This is a genomic window from Chloracidobacterium sp. (assembly GCA_025057975.1).
Classification (GTDB): Bacteria; Acidobacteriota; Blastocatellia; order Chloracidobacteriales; family Chloracidobacteriaceae; genus Chloracidobacterium.
Genome location: JANWUV010000014.1, coordinates 13,911 through 29,595, shown reverse-complemented (window position 1 = coordinate 29,595; position 15,685 = coordinate 13,911). Strand labels below are relative to the sequence as shown.

Sequence of the window (15,685 nt, the reverse complement as noted above, 5' to 3'; positions counted from 1 at the left end):
CAAGGATGCTGAGGCCGGTGAAACTGTGTCACCAGTGCAGTGAGCATAGGCTGCGTGCGGCGGGGGAGCAATCCCTTTTGCAGTTACTCGGTTTCAGCGCGCCTTCCTCCGAGGCTTTGCGCTAACGCCGCTTTGGCTAGGTTGGGAAGAACCCGCGAGCAAAGCAGCATAACACCGTCTCGTCCCTCAGCGTGTGCGCTCCTCACTACTTCTTCTCGTCGGCCTGGACATCGGTTTCATCCGAAGCGACAAAACCCAAGCCGTAGCGTTCGCCTTCCTCAGCGATCCACCGCTGTTGATTACGTTCATACGCGGCCAGTCGCTCCCGCATTTGCTCAACCATCGGCCGCGCCGGCGGTTGGTCACGCGCCGCCGCCTGCGTCTCCAACAACTCGTACAGTTCATTGGCAAGCCGGGTTGCGCCGTCACTGAATGGGCGCAGTTGCCTGAGCTGCTGGCGAGCGGCGACGCTCGCTTCCCACAGCGCCGCTGGTACGGGCTGTTCAGTTTCCAGCCGCCGCAAGATTGCACGGTAAACCGCCTCACCCGTGTTGCAGGCTTCAACAAACCCTTTGATCGCCTTGTTTTCTGGGAACAGGTGCGAGCCGGACAGAAACCGCTCTAGTGAGGGCCGCCCGCCTTGGTAACGCCAAAAAGCAACGGCAAAGGACGCCGCAACCAACAACGCCAGCGCAATCTGCCCAACGCGCCAGCCGAGGGGTGTTTTCTGTTCGGAAGGCGGCGAATACGGCATCACCAGCGCCAAGCCGACGCCTGTCAGCAGTCCGCCCAAATGACCTGACCGGCTGATGAACGGGATGGAAAAGGTCAGGATTAGGTTAATTGCCAATGTTAGCCAGACGCCACGTCGCATGGCGGTGCGTACCACCGAAGGAATGTCATCTCGGTACTTGTAGACAAAGACGAGCAATGCGCCGAACATCCCAAACAGCGCGCCCGACGCTCCAGCGACAACGCTGTCCGGGTGTGCAAAGAAACAGCTGGCGACAAAGCCCCCGACTCCTGACAGCACATAGAGGATTGTGAAGCGCGCCGAGCCGTACAGCGACTCCAGTTGCGGCCCCAACACCCACAACGCGTGCATGTTCACCACAAGGTGGAGCAACCCAATATGCAGGAACATCGGGACAATGAGCCGCCAAACCTCTCCCTGAGCGATCAGTTTTTGGTTGCATGCGCCAAAGGCGGTCAGCACATCGAGATCGGCGGACCCGCCGGCGAAGGCCGTCAGCAAAAACATGACAATGTTGACGCCGATGAGGATGTAACTGATCGGCGCCCGCCGGAAAAAGACCGCCTCAACGAACTTGGCTGCTCGCCTACGTTCTTGCTGTTCGCGCTCCACTTCCGGCGGCAGTGCGCCGCACTCCAAGCATCGCAGGGAGGTGTTCGGCGTCAAAAGCCCACATCGGTGGCAGACGCGCAAGGGCCGCTCCATTCTGAGGTCCATATCACTAGTCAACAAGATATTTCGCCTGCGCGCGGTACTGGCGATTGACAGCTTCTAGAAAGGCTTCCGGGTGCGACGGATGTGGAACGCCAAGCCGCTGGCTAACGGCGTTAGCAATGCGGGCGGCCATTCTTGGACGGGCGTTTTCCGGCAACGCCGTCCGGCGGAGCAGGAAGCGTTCCACCGCCGCCACATCCTCCGGCGTCAAGGCTCGGAGACGGGCAGGGTCTACCACCGCTTCCTGCTGACCCAGTTGAACCTCAGCCGTATGCGTCGCCAACACGCGATCCAGACTGGGCGTAGCGCCAATGCGTTCCTTGACCACGACCGTCCCAGCGACAAGGTCGCCCAACCGACGTGATTCGCGGTGGAGCATGATACTCATCACGCCCAGCGCATAGCCGCTGGGGAGAAAATCAATACTGCGGAGAATGTTCCGCACCAGCGCTTCAAAGAAGCCGATAGGCCGCCCGTCAATGCGAATCACTCGCAACCGCATCCGGCGCTTGCCCGGTGTTTGACCATTCCACCAAGCCTCAAACGCGGTGAAATAACCGGAGTAGATGACAAACGCCAAGAGCAAAGCGAGGGCCAGTAGCCACAGTTCGGCGGAATGGCTCAAGGTCGGCTCAAAGTCGCGCAGCCATTCGCCAATCTGCGCCACCACGAGGAGCAGAAGAAACATTGCGAAGAGTTGGAGGCAATGGTCAATCAAAGCGGCAAGGAAACGGCTGCCGACATTAGCGAGGGCAAACCGCAGTTCGACACGTTCCGGGGTTTCGACAACAAGTTGGTTGTCAAGCCGCATACCAAAACAATACCGCCGCCCATCGCTTCCCTAGGGAAGGAAACGCTGGGCGGCGGCCTTCAAAGAACCAGCCGAAATTGAAGCGCCGTCACTGGCCGTCGTCGAAGAAGGTCTTGAGTTTGCGGCTTCGCGACGGATGACGGAGTTTGCGCAGCGCCTTAGCTTCGATCTGGCGAATACGCTCACGGGTAACAGAGAAGTAGCGACCGACTTCTTCGAGCGTCCGCTCTTGGCCGTCGCCGTCCAGCCCGAAGCGCATTTTGAGAATCTGCTCTTCGCGCGGCGTGAGCGTACTGAGCACTTCCAACGTTGCCTCGCGCAGTCCCTTCCCGACGATAATTTCCGCCGGATTGAGGCTATTACGGTCCTCGATGAAGCTGCCGAGGTTGGATTCGCCGTCGTCGCCAATCGGCGTTTCCAAGCTGATCGGTTCTTGCGCGATTTTGAGCGCCTGACGCACCTTAGCAACCGGTAAATCCGTCCGCTGGGCGAGTTCCTCATGGGTTGGTTCGCGCCCAAGTTCCTGAACCATCAGCCGCGCCGTGCGAACAATCTTGTTGATGGTTTCAACCATATGGACAGGAACGCGAATGGTGCGGCCTTGGTCGGCGATGGCGCGCGTCACCGCCTGCCGAATCCACCACGTGGCATAGGTTGAAAACTTGTAGCCGCGCCGGTAGTCGAACTTCTCGACGGCGCGCATCAGACCGATGTTGCCTTCCTGGATGAGGTCGGAAAACTGAAGGCCGCGCGAGCGGTTGATATAGTTTTTGGCGATGGAGACCACCAACCGCAGGTTGGCCTCAATCATCTCGCGGCGCGCCTTTTCGGCTTCGGCCGAAGCGGAAAAGATTCGGCTTAGCGAGGCTTTGATGCGTCCGGCCGGCTCTAAGTAACGCTTTTCAATGTCGGCGATGACCTTCTGCGCTTCTTCGATTTGTTTTTGCGCCTCAACGGCATCCATCCGGACGCGCCGCCGCTTGGGCACCAGCGATTCCTTCGCTTGGGCGATCTTGCGTTCGGCGTCCTGGATTTGACGGACGACGAGCCGAATGCGGTCGTTGAACTTCTGCCGAATCTGGTCCGAAAAAAGGACACCGCGAATCAGCCGCGACAGTTCAACACGCTTGCGCAGGTAACGCCGATACCGCTGTTGCGCCTTGCGCGGGCTGCGCTTACGTTCCTTCTCGATTTTGGCGGCTTCTTCTCGAATATGGGCAAGGCCGCGTGAAATGGACTGAAACCGTTCGATGGTTTCCGCAAGATACCGCTCTTCGTTTTCAAGCGTAATGTCCTCGGCGTCAGAGTCGGAAGTATCAATGACTTGGCGAATGCCAATTTTGCGCTCTCTGAGCTGTTCCGCCAGCTCTTCAAGGTACTCGGCGACAATCAACGAACGCGAGTGAGCCTTGTAGAGACGCAGCCGCCCCCGCTCAATGCGCTTGGCGATATTGACCTCGTCTTCACGAGTCAGCAGCGCGACGTTGCTCATCTCGCGCAAGTAAAGGGTCATCGCGTCGAGTGAGCGGTCGCTTTCAGAAGCGGAAAGGTCTGGCTGCGGCGCAAGTGCGCCGTTTTCGAGGTCCTCTGTCGGTTCTTCCAGTTCTTCGGTTTCTTCGACCTCGCTGTCGAGGAGAAAGTCATCTTCTTCCGATGCGGTGGAATCTATCTCGGCAAGAAATTTTTCGAGGTCGAGGGTTGGAAGAGCGTCTCCGGCAGTCGGATCCGTGTCGCCATCCATCAGGTTTTCTTTCAGATCGAGTCGCATGGCTGTCTTCTTAAGTTAGGTTGTGGGGAAAAGACTTGCTTTGGTCGCCGTGATAAGTAAACTACGTCAACTCGTCAGCGTATGTTGCGCCTGCCGTCTTCAGCAACCCATTAATGCAAGGTCAAGACGACTGGCCCAGTATATCCGGTCGCACGGCAAGACTTCTGTGTGTTCTGTGACGGAGCTTTCTGCCCCGTTTTAGCGTCCTCGTGCGCCGTTCACTCATGGACGTTGCCGACCGCTGCAAGGTTTCCTTCCCACGCCGACTTTGCGCCGAATTTCCTCATTGGGCGGGAGGCCAAAATGGCCTGGTTGTGCTTTTCACCGCTGATTATCGCTACGCGGAACGCCGGCAAGTTGTCTGAATTTCGTGACTTACTGGCGGCCGTCACAGAGCATGTGATTGGTCTGGAAGCTTTTACAGGCATACCGTCCGTCGCCGAAACCGGCGCGACGTTTGCGGAAAATGCGCTGATCAAAGCGCGAACGGTGCGCGCTGCAACCGGCGGCTGCGTCTTAGCGGACGACTCCGGTTTGTGCGTGGATGCTTTAGACGGCGCTCCCGGCGTGTACTCGGCCCGCTACGCCGGTGAGCAGGCCTCCGACGCTGAAAACATCGCCAAGTTACTTGCCGCCCTACGCGACGTGCCGCCCGACCAGCGGACGGCGCAGTTTGTGTGCGTCTTAGCGTTAGTGACGGATACGGAAGAACGCTGTTTCACCGGACTTTGCTCCGGCGTCATAGCGGCGGAGCCGCGCGGTCAGCTGGGGTTTGGCTATGATCCACTGTTTATCCCCGAAGGTGAGACACGCACCTTCGCGGAAATGACGGCGGCGGAAAAAGCCCGGTACAGTCACCGCGCACGCGCCGTCGAGGCGCTCATCACCCATTTACACAACCAGCAGCCTTCAGAGGGTTTTTCCACCTCATAGGGTGACGCAAACAATGTGTTCTAGTCTTGAACCGGACGCGCGCCGCCCGCCGTCGGGAGGTGAATGTGACGCCTCACCGTTGCTTGTCGTCCCCGGCGTACTTGATGCCCAGCTTGGTTAGAAACTCCTTAGGCGCAATGCTGCCGATCAAAGCAAACACGTAGTCGTTTGGGATGCGGGCGATTTCACGCTTGTCGCGGATGCTCTCAATAACAACCTCACGGTCAGTGATTTCCCGAATGCCAGCGCCAAAGTACGCCGTAATCCGTCCGGCGTCTATGCAGTAATAGACCCACATCTTGTTTTCGAGCGTCAAATCCTTTGGGAAATCCGACCGAATGACCAACGTGACATGGTTGGCTTCCGCGTCGGGCGGGAATTTAACTGTTCCATCCGGTTGGCGCTGTCCGGCGAGGTCTACGGCGGCTTCGACCGCCGAGTTGCCTGCGCCGACCACCACGATATGCTTCCCTTTGAATGCGCCAGGGTCTTGCAGGCGGTAGATCACCCGCCCCTCTACCTCGCCGGGACAGCCGAGCTTGCGCGGTTCACCTGCGTTGCCAATCGCCAGCACAACCTTGCGCGCCTTGTAGCCTTGAGCGTTCTTGGTCGTTTTGACCAAAAAGTAGTCGCCCTCCCGGACGATGGCCTTACAACCCTCGTACTCGTGGATGACAAGCCCCAGCCTTTCGACGGCTTCATCCCACCACGCAAGCATCGTCTCCTTCAAGTCGCCCGGGCCTTCCAGCCGAATCGCGCCCAGCGGCGGCTCGTTTGGGTTGAAGGGATTGAAGGCGACATACTTGCCAGCTGGGTACTTGTCAACAATGGTGGCATACCGGCGGCCCTGTTCCAACGCCACGTAACGCAACCCCAGTTCCGCCGCCCGTGCGACGGCGGAAATACCGCCTGGCCCGACGCCGACAATGGCGACATCGTACTCCGCCCCAGCGACCGGCCCTTCTACTTTGAGTTTCTCGGCGATACGTTCAATCGCCAGCCGACCTTCCTTGATGGCGTTGCGAATCAGCGGGACGCCCGACACATCGCCGACTAAGTAAACGCTCGGTACGCCTTCGGCTTCGAATCCCTCACTTGCGCCCTTGCGTAGGGGCTTTGGCGCTTCGCGGATGTTCTGCCGCGTGTTGATCAGGACGCATGACTGCGGCACGGTTGGACACGCCTGCTGACAGCCTGTGTCTTCCATGCACTGTTCGAGGTTGACGACGATGGCGTGGTGCTCTTGGTCATCAAAACCGAGTACATCCTGCGGACAGGCAAGAATGCAGGCGTGGCAGCCAATGCAGGTTTCGTAATTGATGACCGGATGCGGCACAGGATTTTCCCTTGCCGAGATGCGCGCCCGTTCGATCTGGGCGGGAGATTCCCACCGCTCGGCGTAGCGTGTGTCGGTAAACTTGCGATGCCGATTCGCCAAGTCGAGCACCCGTCCCTTGAGAACAGCTTGCTCACGGCGCTTGCGCAGCGTGTCGAAGGTGAGAAAGCCAAGGCTCGTCAGCGGAATCAAGCTAAAAAAGAGCGCCCAGTCGCCGATGGTGAAGCCGCCAAACTTAGCTGCCAGACTCGTCCACTGCCAATCTTTGCCGCCGCGATAGACGCGATCCTTGGTGAAAATGACAGGTTCAGGCCCACCGCTCGGTGCGCGGCGGGCAGCCGTCAGCGTTTGCGACTGCGGATGTTGCGCATGACAGGAGTTGCAATTGATGCCAAGCCGCAGCGCGTTTGTATCCAACTCCTCAAGTGACGCTTTTTGGACGTAGGCTTGTCCGTGACAAACGGCGCACTTGTCGCGGTTGATGACTTTGATCTCAGCTGCGCCCTTGGCGAATGCGCCGTCGTGACATTCGCTGCATTTCCAAGCGCTTGCAGATGGCGCGACGGCGGCATGGATCAAGTGGAATTTCGTGGAAGGCTCCAGCGGCGTCTTGCTTTCCGAAAAAAGCCTGTCCCACTTTGGATTCATTGGGCGTCGCCATGACCAGACGCCGTTTTCCACCGGGTAACCGAATGAACCGCGATGCGGCTCGCGCAAGGGTGAGCCGTCCTTCAAACTTACAGCTTTGGGGTGGGTCGGGTTATCCCGGTGGCAGTCAATACACATGCTGCGCGAGACGACACCAGGACGGAAGTCTGCGCCCTTGTGCTCAGTATGGCAGTCAACGCACTGGATGTTGGCCGCTTCGTGCTTGGCAATGATCGTGGTGTTGAAGTGGTTGGTCTCGTGACACTCCACGCACTTGTTCTGCATGGAAGTCGTCGCGGCGTGGCAGGCGCTGCACTTGTTTGCGACGGGTGCATTCGCCACGAGCTTAAGGCGGAGGCGCTCCTGAATCGGCGCAGGTAGTTGCGCAGCCGGCAGTGCGTGCGGGTTCGACGTATCACCCGGCAAATAGGCCGCTTCCCACACAAAGAAAGCAATGACGCACAAAACGGCCGCCACTGCGCCAAAAACATACAGATACCCGCGCGGCCATGGGCGAATCAGGTCGTTGGTCGGCGTCCAGTTAAACCGCTTCTTGCCCAAGTGTAGGTTGTGTTTTTTGAGTTCTTCGGGCGGTTCGCGGGGTTCAAGCGGCGATTGTTCATCAAGCTTCTGCTCGCCTTTGATGGCCGCCTTACGCCGCTCCCAAAAGACGTTCATCGCCTGCTGGAAGCGTTTTTGCTCCTGCTCTGGCAGCGACAGAATCGAGGTCAACAACCCCGTCAGGTTGCGCTGTAATCGAGCTGCCTGCAGCAAGCCGGTAGCGCTCGGCGGCGGCGCTTCGGGGACATTTGCTAGGGGCGGCGTCTCCGTCAAACGCTGGGTTTGGTCGCTCAGCCGCCGCGTGATCCCGCGTTGTTGCAGATAGCTGGTCAGTTTTGGCAGCAGCGCCGTTTTGCCCTCAGCCGTCGCCTGTAGCGGGTCGCCCAACAGGCGCGTACTTTGCTCAGACGCCGCGTAAGCGTCCACATGGCGATCAATATCAAGCGTCATCGTCCCTTCCGTGAAAGTCGGGCGAAGGACGAAGACGCCAATGCGAATCACATCTCCGGGTTGGAGTTCAACCGTCTCGACTAGCGCGCCGTTGACCTGCGTGCCGTTCGTACTGGAAAGGTTCGTCAGCCACCACCGACCGTCCACTTCCCGAATGCCGGCGTGAATGCGCGATACCGTTGGGTGATTGAGCAGCAGATCACAGCCGGCCTGTGAGCCGATAACTAGACCTTCCAGTTCAAGAACAAGATCGCCCTTGTCCAAGAGGTCTTTACGCTGAATCGTGAAACGGCTGCGTTTTGCCACGGCGACTCCATGAGCCGAAGGTTTCCGAGGGGCGTTGCAGGCGGCGGGGGCGTCACCGCAGAAGGCACACGACAGGCATTACCGCCACAGATAGTACACAACTTGGGCGATATGCACGACCAACAGGGCCAACATCACCGATGTCGAGATAACATGCGGCGGCATCCACAGCTTGAGCGCCCGGTGGATGTACAGCAGAGCGTCAATCCGCCGAATGGTGGCGATTGCGTCAATGATTTGTCGCATGATCTCCTGCTCGGCGGCGTTAGTCTGCTGGGCGATGGCGTCGCCGAACCGTTTGCGAGCGTCGGCTAGCAGAGCCTCCAGCGTCTCGCGGCGTGCGTACTGCCGTAACAGGAAACGAAGCGACAAAACCGCGCGAATCACGCGGTCGCGCGCTGGAAGGAAGGTCTGCCGGAACTGTGCGCCGCGTCCTTCCTTGTCGGCTTGCTCCTGCGCCGTTATGGTCAGGTCGGCAATTTCTTGGTACAACTCGTCACGGCGACGCATCAGGTCTTCGGCCAGTAACGGTTCTCCTTCGATTTTGGTCAGCATGCGCGGCCCGAGTTGGTAGAGCAAAACGCCGACTAGTCCGGTCAAAATCACCAAATCAAATGCAATCATCAGCGCCGCTGTGACCGGGCCGCCGAGGTTTGTCCCGCCGTGGAGCAACAAAATGACGCCTGCGATAACGCCGGCGTAAGTGTGCGCCAGCATCCATAGCTTGAGCGCTCCGGCGCGTCGCCGCCACATCTGCCGTCGGACAGGGTAAAGCATCACGACGACGATGCCGACAAGGCCGACCAAACCGGTGATCCACCGGAAGTTGAACCAGCTAGACCTGAAAAGCGGCGTCCCCAGCCCGTACTGAACAATGCCGGCCATCGTTCCTCCGCAGAGCACCAGCGTGAAGGCGACGCCCACGATGTGCGCCAACAGCTTAGCGCGGTCGGTATGGCCGAACCGATTCCCAACAATCATCCCTGACGTCAATCGGAACGCTGTGCCGTGAATCTGCGCGATTTCGTTGAAGTACTCGTTGGGCTTGACGCGCCTGAGCGCCCCGGTCGGGCAATTTTCCTCGCAGTTGTATTTGTGTGTGGCGTAAACCGGTTTGCCCGCCGCGTCTTTAGGGTTCAGCGGTGTGTTGTTGCACAGGTTGCACTTGATGGCGACCAAGTCTTCGCTTTGGGTGACCGGAGCAGGCTTTGGGTCGAAGCGCAGCCCGAAGGCGGCGAAAGGATCGAACGACCCAACTTCCGACGCAGCGTTTTTGTCCTTGTCGGACCCACCTTGGCCGTTTTTGGATGGCGCAGCCACGGTCGGCGACTTAGCTTTTTTGAGTTCGCTGCGCGGAACGAGTGAAATCGCGTTGTAGGGGCACTGTGTCGCACAATCGCCGCACCCAATACATAGGCTAGGGAGGATGTCCACCTGCCCGCCCTCAAAACGCGCAATAGCCCCGGTCGGACATCCCGTGAGGCACTCCGGGTCTTTGCAGTGGAGGCACACGGACGGCATCAGCAACGACTGGTCAAGCTTCGTGTGAGTCGGGGTTTTTGGACGTAGAACCTGAATGCCGGTTCGCTTGAGTCGGGCGTGTCCGTGAATCTGATGGCAGGCTAGGGAGCAGTTCCCACAACGAACGCACAGGTCCATGTCCATCAGCAGCAGGTTGTTGGCGTCGGCGAGTCCTTTGTCCAGCAGGCGTTCCTGGGCGGCTCTGACCGCCGGATTGAACTGAAGGGGCTTGGCCGGTTGCAGCGGCGTCCCAATCTCGCCAGCCACGCCTAAGGCCGTCTTAATGGCGTCAAGCAGTTGCGGGTCGCGGTACAGGTCTTCCACCGGAACTTCCAGCAGTTCCGTACGGCTCATCGCCACGGTTCGGTAGGGAAAGCGGGCGTCGCGGACGCTCAGCGCATTAAAGCCCAGAATGTAGCCAGGACCGAGATAATCCGTCGCTTCACCAGTCTGCGCTTGGCCGGTGCGCTTCACCCAACCGTCGCGGATAAATAATAAGCGGCGAACCGGTTCACCCTCACTCGTCAAGACGTGACCACGCGCCACCAGCCGAAAATCGGCGATGTCGGCGATCTTTTTTCTCAGCTCGTCTGAAACCTGAAGCTGGTTGGCGGCGGCGGCGCGACCGTTGTTGCGGTAGGTAATGTCGAGCGCCGCCCCAAACTTTTTGAGCTTACGTAAGATGCGCAGCGCCGGGCGCTGCACTTCGAGAAGGCGCGCACCGCGCTGACGATGAGCGATGACAGTCGCGCTGCGCGGCGCACCTGCTAGAACGCCCATTTCGCCAAAGGGCTTTCCAGCCTCAAAGACGGCGACCGGCTCCGCCACACCGCTAATGAACACTTCCGCCGCGCCGGAGACGACGATGAAGAACGTGTTGGTGTCCCAGTCGCCCTGCCGGACAATTTCCAGCCCCGGTGGGTAGTCGTACATCCGTATGTATGGGCCGACCTTCTTGCCCGGTCCGTAGTTGCGACCGTAGACAGCCACTTCCAGATCGACGCCGAACTTGTAGCCCTGGCCTTGCTCGTATTCAACAAGCTCTTCAATCGCAGAAATGCTGCGGATGGCCTCCAGAATGGCGTGCCGATTGACAATCTCGTGACGTTTGCTTGGAGCCGCCGCGACGGTTGCGTTCATAGGAGACGCTTCTTTTGGGGCGCTAGTACCCCAGTACGTTTGATAGGAACTTTGGACGCGCTGGGGATGAAGATAGCGGATTTTGTGAAGAAAAGCACACTGCGAAGACGCCTTTCAAAGGCGTTCACCGTGTACGTCACAGTTCCTACGCCGGGAGGCGACGTGACATATTCGCGTCACACGCTTCCCGCAAGCTTACGCAGCCTGTCAGGCGAGTCACTCCGCGCCGTTTCTAGAAATGTCTTTTCTTGAGGCTTCCCGAATGCGTTTCTCACATAGCCGAACCTACATGGGCGCGCTTGTTTTAGCGTCCGTCTTGCTCCCCTTGATTGGGTTTCCCAAACCGGCAGCCTGCGCGCCAGCGCTAACTCGCCTAATGTCTCAGCGTTGCCGGTTAGTTGTGGGCATTATCGTTGATCAACTGCGCGCCGATTATTTGGAGCGCTTCGCCGATCTCTTCGGCGAAAAGGGCTTCGCACGGCTCAGAGCAAACGGCGCGTACTTCCCCAACGCCTATTACTTGCACGCCTGCACGTACACCGCACCGGGCCATGCCGTCGTCACCACCGGCTCGACGGCGGCCGTCACAGGTATCATCGGCAACAAGTGGTATGACCGCGAAACCGGGAAGTCGGTCGAGAGCATCACAGACGATGAGACGGTCGGCGTCCCCGACGGCAAGGGGGCTTCCCCACGCCGCCTCTTGGTCTCAACACTTGGTGATGAACTCAAAACCGCAACTGGCGGACGGGCGAAAGTCATTGGGCTGTCGCTCAAAAACCGCGCCGCCATCCTGCCCGCCGGCCGCGCCGCCGACGCCGCCTATTGGTTTGACAGCAAACGCGGGTGGATGCAAACCAGTACGTACTACATGCAAAAGCTGCCGGACTGGGTGACAGCCTTCAATGCCCGCCGGCTGCCTGACCAGTGGTTTGGCAAGGCGTGGGAGAAGTCCTTACCGGAAAGCGCCTATGCTTGCTGCGACGCCGACGACGCGCCCTATGAAGGGCGTTTCACCGGAGGTGGGCCGGCTTTCCCTCATGTTGTTGGACGCGGCGACAAACCTGATGCGCGGTTTTACGACGAGTTCACAATGACACCTTGGGCGAATGACTTCCTTGTGGATTTTGCGGCGGCGGCCATTGAGAATGAAAAGCTTGGCGCAGACGCCGTTCCTGACCTGCTGACGATCAGCTTTTCGGCCAACGACCTTGTCGGCCACGTCTTCGGGCCAAACAGCCATGAGACGCTGGATATCACAGTGCGCACTGACCGGACGCTGGCGCGGTTGCTTGATCTACTTGACCAGAAGGTAGGGTTGGATAAAACGCTGATCTTTCTCACCGCCGACCACGGCGTGTCGCCCGTGCCAGAGTACGCCCAGCGTCGGCGGCTCAACAGCCGGCGCGTGGTGTTCGAGCAGGTGGCCGTCGCCGTTAAGCGCGCCTTAGACGCCAAATTCGGCGAAGGGCGGTGGTTCGCCGGCTTTTCCTCGGAGTCGGTGTATTTTGACCTCAAGACTTTGGATGAGAAAAAGCTTGAGCGCGCTGCCGTCGAACAAGTGGCGGCGGAAGCGGCGTTGACTGTCCCCGGTGTGGCGGCGGCTTTCACCCGAACGCAAATCCTCTCCGGCGCGCTGCCCCGAACACCGATCGGCCAGCGGGTACAAATGGCCTTTCACCCACAACGCAGCGGTGACGTGTTTCTCGTCCCGGAGCCGTTTTGTTTCTTCAGCGAAGAGGAAGTCACGCTCGCTGCGACGCACGGCACGCCGTACCCCTACGACACGCACGTTCCAGTCATCCTAATGGGGCCGGGAGTGCGTCCCGGTGTCTATTACACTGAGGTCAGTCCCTCGGACATTGCGCCGACGCTGGCTGCTTTGCTGGGCGTCACCGTCCCTAACGGTGCAGTCGGGCGGACTATCAGTGAAATCTTGGATAACCAACCGGGGACGGCCTGCCGATAGCCGTTTTGGGTGACGCAGCACCGCAAAAGGTTTGCGTCGGCGAGCGTCGGCTGTGCACGTTACTTAGCGATGTCGCGGTGGCGAATACGTACGGCGAAGTGCAGCTTGCGAACATCCTTGGCAAGCGCCTCGGCCATCATGACGGAACGATGGCGTCCGCCGGTACAGCCAATAGCGATGGTCAAGTAGCTCCGCCCGTCGCGGGCGTACCGCGGCACAACAAACGTCAGCAACTCCGCAAAGCGCCGCCGCGTTTCTTCCACTTCCTCGTCCGCTGACAAAAACTCCACAACCGGCGCATCTCGACCGGTCAGCGGACGTAGTTCGGGGACATAGTGCGGGTTTTTGAGAAAGCGCACGTCCAGTACAAGGTCAGCTTCCGTCGGCACGCCGTGCTTGAAGCCAAAGCTCAGGAGCAAAACGCGCATCCGTCCCGCGCGTCCGTCGCCAAGCGCTTCGCCGAGCCGCCGCCGCAGGTCGTAGATCGTTAAGCTGGAAGTGTCCATGACGCGGTCGGCGAGTTCTCGAATTGGCGACAGCAAGGCGCGTTCGGCGGCGATGGCGGCGCGCAAGCCTCGCGTTTGGCGGCCAGCGGCGTCAAGCGGATGCGGTCGGCGCGTCTCGCTGTAGCGGCGCATCAAAACCTCATCCGTTGCCTCAAAAAACAGCAGCCGGACATCCCCCACCAGTTCCCGCAGGCGGGCGTAGGCGGCGGGAAAGGCGGCGACAAACGCTGGCTCGCGCGCATCAACTACGACGGCCGCTCGCGCAATGCCACCTTCCGAACGTCGGCACAACTCAGCGAAGGTCGGCAGCAGCGCAACAGGCAGGTTATCTACGCCAAAGTAACCCATGTCCTCCAACGCATTGAGCGCCGATTGCTTGCCGGAGCCGCTCAGGCCAGTAATGACGACAAAACGAGGCGTGGAGGCTGAAGATCGGCGGGGCATGCCAACTTAAGGTCCGGCCGTCATTTGGGTAAGTTTGGCTTATCCGTTGGATTATGCGGGGCTTGACCGCAACCAGCAAACCTGACTGCAAAGCAAGTGTGGGATGCACGCCGCCGCGCGCATCCCACAGGAACGCCGGATGCAGCCGGAATGATTAGTTGAGCTTACCGTAGCGGACGATCTCGCGTCCTTTCTCAAGCTGCTCGCGATCCCACACCATCCCAGCGCGGTTGTAGCTTGCCAACTCGAATTCCTGCGTCAACTCGATGCAGTCTGTCGGACAGGCTTCCACGCACAGGTCGCAGAACATACAGCGCGACGTGTCATAGACATAGGTCGCCAGGACCTTCTTCTTCTTGGGCTTGCCGTCTTCCATCACCACGCGGTTGACGGCCCCGACGTTGATGCAGTTTTCTGGGCAAGCCAAGGCGCATAGGTTGCAGGCGATACACAGGGTGTCGCCGGTCACCGGATCAAGATTCAGCCGTGGGGCCCCGCGAAACCGCTCACTGACCTTGGGGCGCTCCTCTGGATAAAACTCCGTGTAAGCGCCGCGCAGCGGATTGCCGCCCGTGCCGCGCGGCTCGGTCAGCACCTTTTTGGTGTACTTGAACGTCAACGCAAAGCCCTTGAGCAAATCCAGCATGAAAAACCGCTCAAGGGTCTGCTTCCAGTTGCCTTTGGCAGGCACAGTTGTCGTCATAAGTGTTTTGCCTCGTATGAGTTACGGCTACCGAACCGACATCAGCGTTGAAGCCGACGGAAAGCCTTGTATAGCATTTCACCCTTGTCGCTAGGCGAATGACCGCTGTTGCTGCATGCATCGCAGCCCTTTGCCTACATCATTGAAAGTTTTCAGCCTCGCTCCAAACTGTTTGGAGGCGTACACTTCACGGGAGGTCCTCGGTAATGCGCAGCTTCCTTTGCGCGGCGGCGGTCGGACTGCTCATCGGTACGCTGCTATTGACCGGCAAGCCCCCGGCCAGCGCCGCCGTAACCAACATTGACCGTAAAGTGCGTGAGCGTCTTGACCGTGCGGCCGAAATTCTCACTGAGATTATGCGTGCGCCGGATCAGGGTATTTCGCCTGACTTCTTACGCCGGTGTGAAGGGCTGGTGTTTATTCCGGGCGTCAAGAAGGGGGCGCTGATTGTCGGCGGTCATTTTGGGCGCGGCGTCATGGTTGTTCGCCAGCCGAACCGCCAGTGGGGGCCGCCGGGGTTTGTGACGCTTGGCGGCGGCAGCTTCGGCCTTCAGATCGGCGGTCAGAGCAGCGACATTATTCTGCTGGTGATGAACCGGCGCGGCATTGAAAAACTGGCCTCCAACAAGTTCCAGCTCGGCGCAGATGCTTCCGTAGCCGCTGGCCCCGTCGGGCGCAATCTCAAAGCTGGGACGGACATCCAGATGCAGGCTGAGATTTTAGCCTATTCTCGTTCGCAGGGTGTTTTCGCCGGGCTTTCCCTGGAAGGCGCGACATTGCAAGTGGATGACGAGGCGAACAAAGCCGTTTACGGTCGCACAGTCGCCAGCCGTGAGGTGGTTGAAGGCGGGTTGCCGCGTCCGAAAGAGGCGGCTCGCTTGTATGCAGCGCTGCGGCGCTACGTTGGCTAGGGAGTTTCCGAGAAACGTCGCGGGTTAGCGCGCCATTGGCGTCAGGCGCTTGATATGGCACGCCACCCATGGCGCTGTTCACGCGGAGTATCGTCCTACTTGCGCGGAAGCTGCTCTGATTCAGGGTTTAGCTAGTGAGGATTGCAGGGATTACGCCTTGGGAAAACTATATGCTGTACGTCAGATCAAAGATGGTAAAGATTGGCCTAT

At 59.4% G+C, this 15,685-nt stretch carries 10 protein-coding genes; 3 read left to right on the top strand and 7 right to left on the bottom strand.

The window, feature by feature from the left end:
* Window positions 1-205 precede the first annotated feature (205 nt).
* From NZ585_12205 to rpoD, 3 genes are all read right to left on the bottom strand, one after another.
* On the bottom strand, window positions 206-1,471 hold the full coding sequence (locus NZ585_12205) for a rhomboid family intramembrane serine protease (GenBank protein ID MCS7080793.1): 1,266 nt from the start codon (window positions 1,469-1,471) through the stop codon (window positions 206-208).
* A 4-nt stretch (window positions 1,472-1,475) separates the two neighbouring features.
* Window positions 1,476-2,279, bottom strand: a complete 804-nt coding sequence (locus tag NZ585_12200; GenBank protein ID MCS7080792.1) for an RDD family protein — start codon at window positions 2,277-2,279, stop codon at window positions 1,476-1,478.
* Between the two features lie 88 nt (window positions 2,280-2,367).
* Window positions 2,368-4,047: an RNA polymerase sigma factor RpoD gene (gene rpoD / locus NZ585_12195; GenBank protein ID MCS7080791.1), complete on the bottom strand. Its 1,680-nt coding sequence runs from the start codon at window positions 4,045-4,047 to the stop codon at window positions 2,368-2,370.
* 303 nt (window positions 4,048-4,350) lie between these two features.
* Here rpoD and NZ585_12190 point away from each other — a divergent pair, with 303 nt between their 5' ends.
* Entirely contained in the window at window positions 4,351-4,980 is a 630-nt protein-coding gene (locus NZ585_12190) for an XTP/dITP diphosphatase (GenBank protein MCS7080790.1), read from the top strand.
* 73 nt (window positions 4,981-5,053) lie between these two features.
* Here the strand turns inward: NZ585_12190 and NZ585_12185 are convergent, their stop codons facing one another.
* On the bottom strand, window positions 5,054-8,281 hold the full coding sequence (locus NZ585_12185; protein ID MCS7080789.1) for an NAD(P)-binding domain-containing protein: 3,228 nt from the start codon (window positions 8,279-8,281) through the stop codon (window positions 5,054-5,056).
* Between the two features lie 78 nt (window positions 8,282-8,359).
* Entirely contained in the window at window positions 8,360-10,942 is a 2,583-nt protein-coding gene (locus NZ585_12180) for a cyclic nucleotide-binding domain-containing protein (protein ID MCS7080788.1), read from the bottom strand.
* Between the two features lie 376 nt (window positions 10,943-11,318).
* Between NZ585_12180 and NZ585_12175 the strand changes: the two genes are divergently transcribed.
* Window positions 11,319-12,911 (top strand): alkaline phosphatase family protein, encoded by a 1,593-nt coding sequence (locus NZ585_12175; GenBank protein ID MCS7080787.1) that lies wholly within the window; start codon window positions 11,319-11,321, stop codon window positions 12,909-12,911.
* A 59-nt stretch (window positions 12,912-12,970) separates the two neighbouring features.
* On the opposite strand, the gene rapZ is transcribed toward NZ585_12175, so the two are convergent.
* Window positions 12,971-13,861, bottom strand: a complete 891-nt coding sequence (gene rapZ, locus NZ585_12170; GenBank protein ID MCS7080786.1) for an RNase adapter RapZ — start codon at window positions 13,859-13,861, stop codon at window positions 12,971-12,973.
* Between the two features lie 154 nt (window positions 13,862-14,015).
* Complete coding sequence (locus NZ585_12165) at window positions 14,016-14,564, bottom strand: NADH-quinone oxidoreductase subunit I (protein MCS7080785.1); 549 nt, start codon at window positions 14,562-14,564, stop codon at window positions 14,016-14,018.
* 206 nt (window positions 14,565-14,770) lie between these two features.
* Here NZ585_12165 and NZ585_12160 point away from each other — a divergent pair, with 206 nt between their 5' ends.
* Window positions 14,771-15,475 (top strand): lipid-binding SYLF domain-containing protein, encoded by a 705-nt coding sequence (locus NZ585_12160; protein ID MCS7080784.1) that lies wholly within the window; start codon window positions 14,771-14,773, stop codon window positions 15,473-15,475.
* Window positions 15,476-15,685 lie beyond the last annotated feature (210 nt).

Excerpts from the sequence above, each read along its gene's own strand:
- NZ585_12160 (MCS7080784.1), top strand. The coding sequence starts at position 14,771 with ATGCGCAGCTTCCTTTGCGCGGCGGCGGTCGGACTGCTCATCGGTACG.
- NZ585_12180 (MCS7080788.1), bottom strand. The coding sequence starts at position 10,942 with ATGAACGCAACCGTCGCGGCGGCTCCAAGCAAACGTCACGAGATTGTC.
- NZ585_12190 (MCS7080790.1), top strand. The coding sequence starts at position 4,351 with ATGGCCTGGTTGTGCTTTTCACCGCTGATTATCGCTACGCGGAACGCC.
- NZ585_12175 (MCS7080787.1), top strand. The coding sequence starts at position 11,319 with ATGTCTCAGCGTTGCCGGTTAGTTGTGGGCATTATCGTTGATCAACTG.
- NZ585_12205 (MCS7080793.1), bottom strand. The coding sequence starts at position 1,471 with ATGGACCTCAGAATGGAGCGGCCCTTGCGCGTCTGCCACCGATGTGGG.
- NZ585_12165 (MCS7080785.1), bottom strand. The coding sequence starts at position 14,564 with ATGACGACAACTGTGCCTGCCAAAGGCAACTGGAAGCAGACCCTTGAG.
- NZ585_12200 (MCS7080792.1), bottom strand. The coding sequence starts at position 2,279 with ATGCGGCTTGACAACCAACTTGTTGTCGAAACCCCGGAACGTGTCGAA.
- rapZ (MCS7080786.1), bottom strand. The coding sequence starts at position 13,861 with ATGCCCCGCCGATCTTCAGCCTCCACGCCTCGTTTTGTCGTCATTACT.
- rpoD (MCS7080791.1), bottom strand. The coding sequence starts at position 4,047 with ATGCGACTCGATCTGAAAGAAAACCTGATGGATGGCGACACGGATCCG.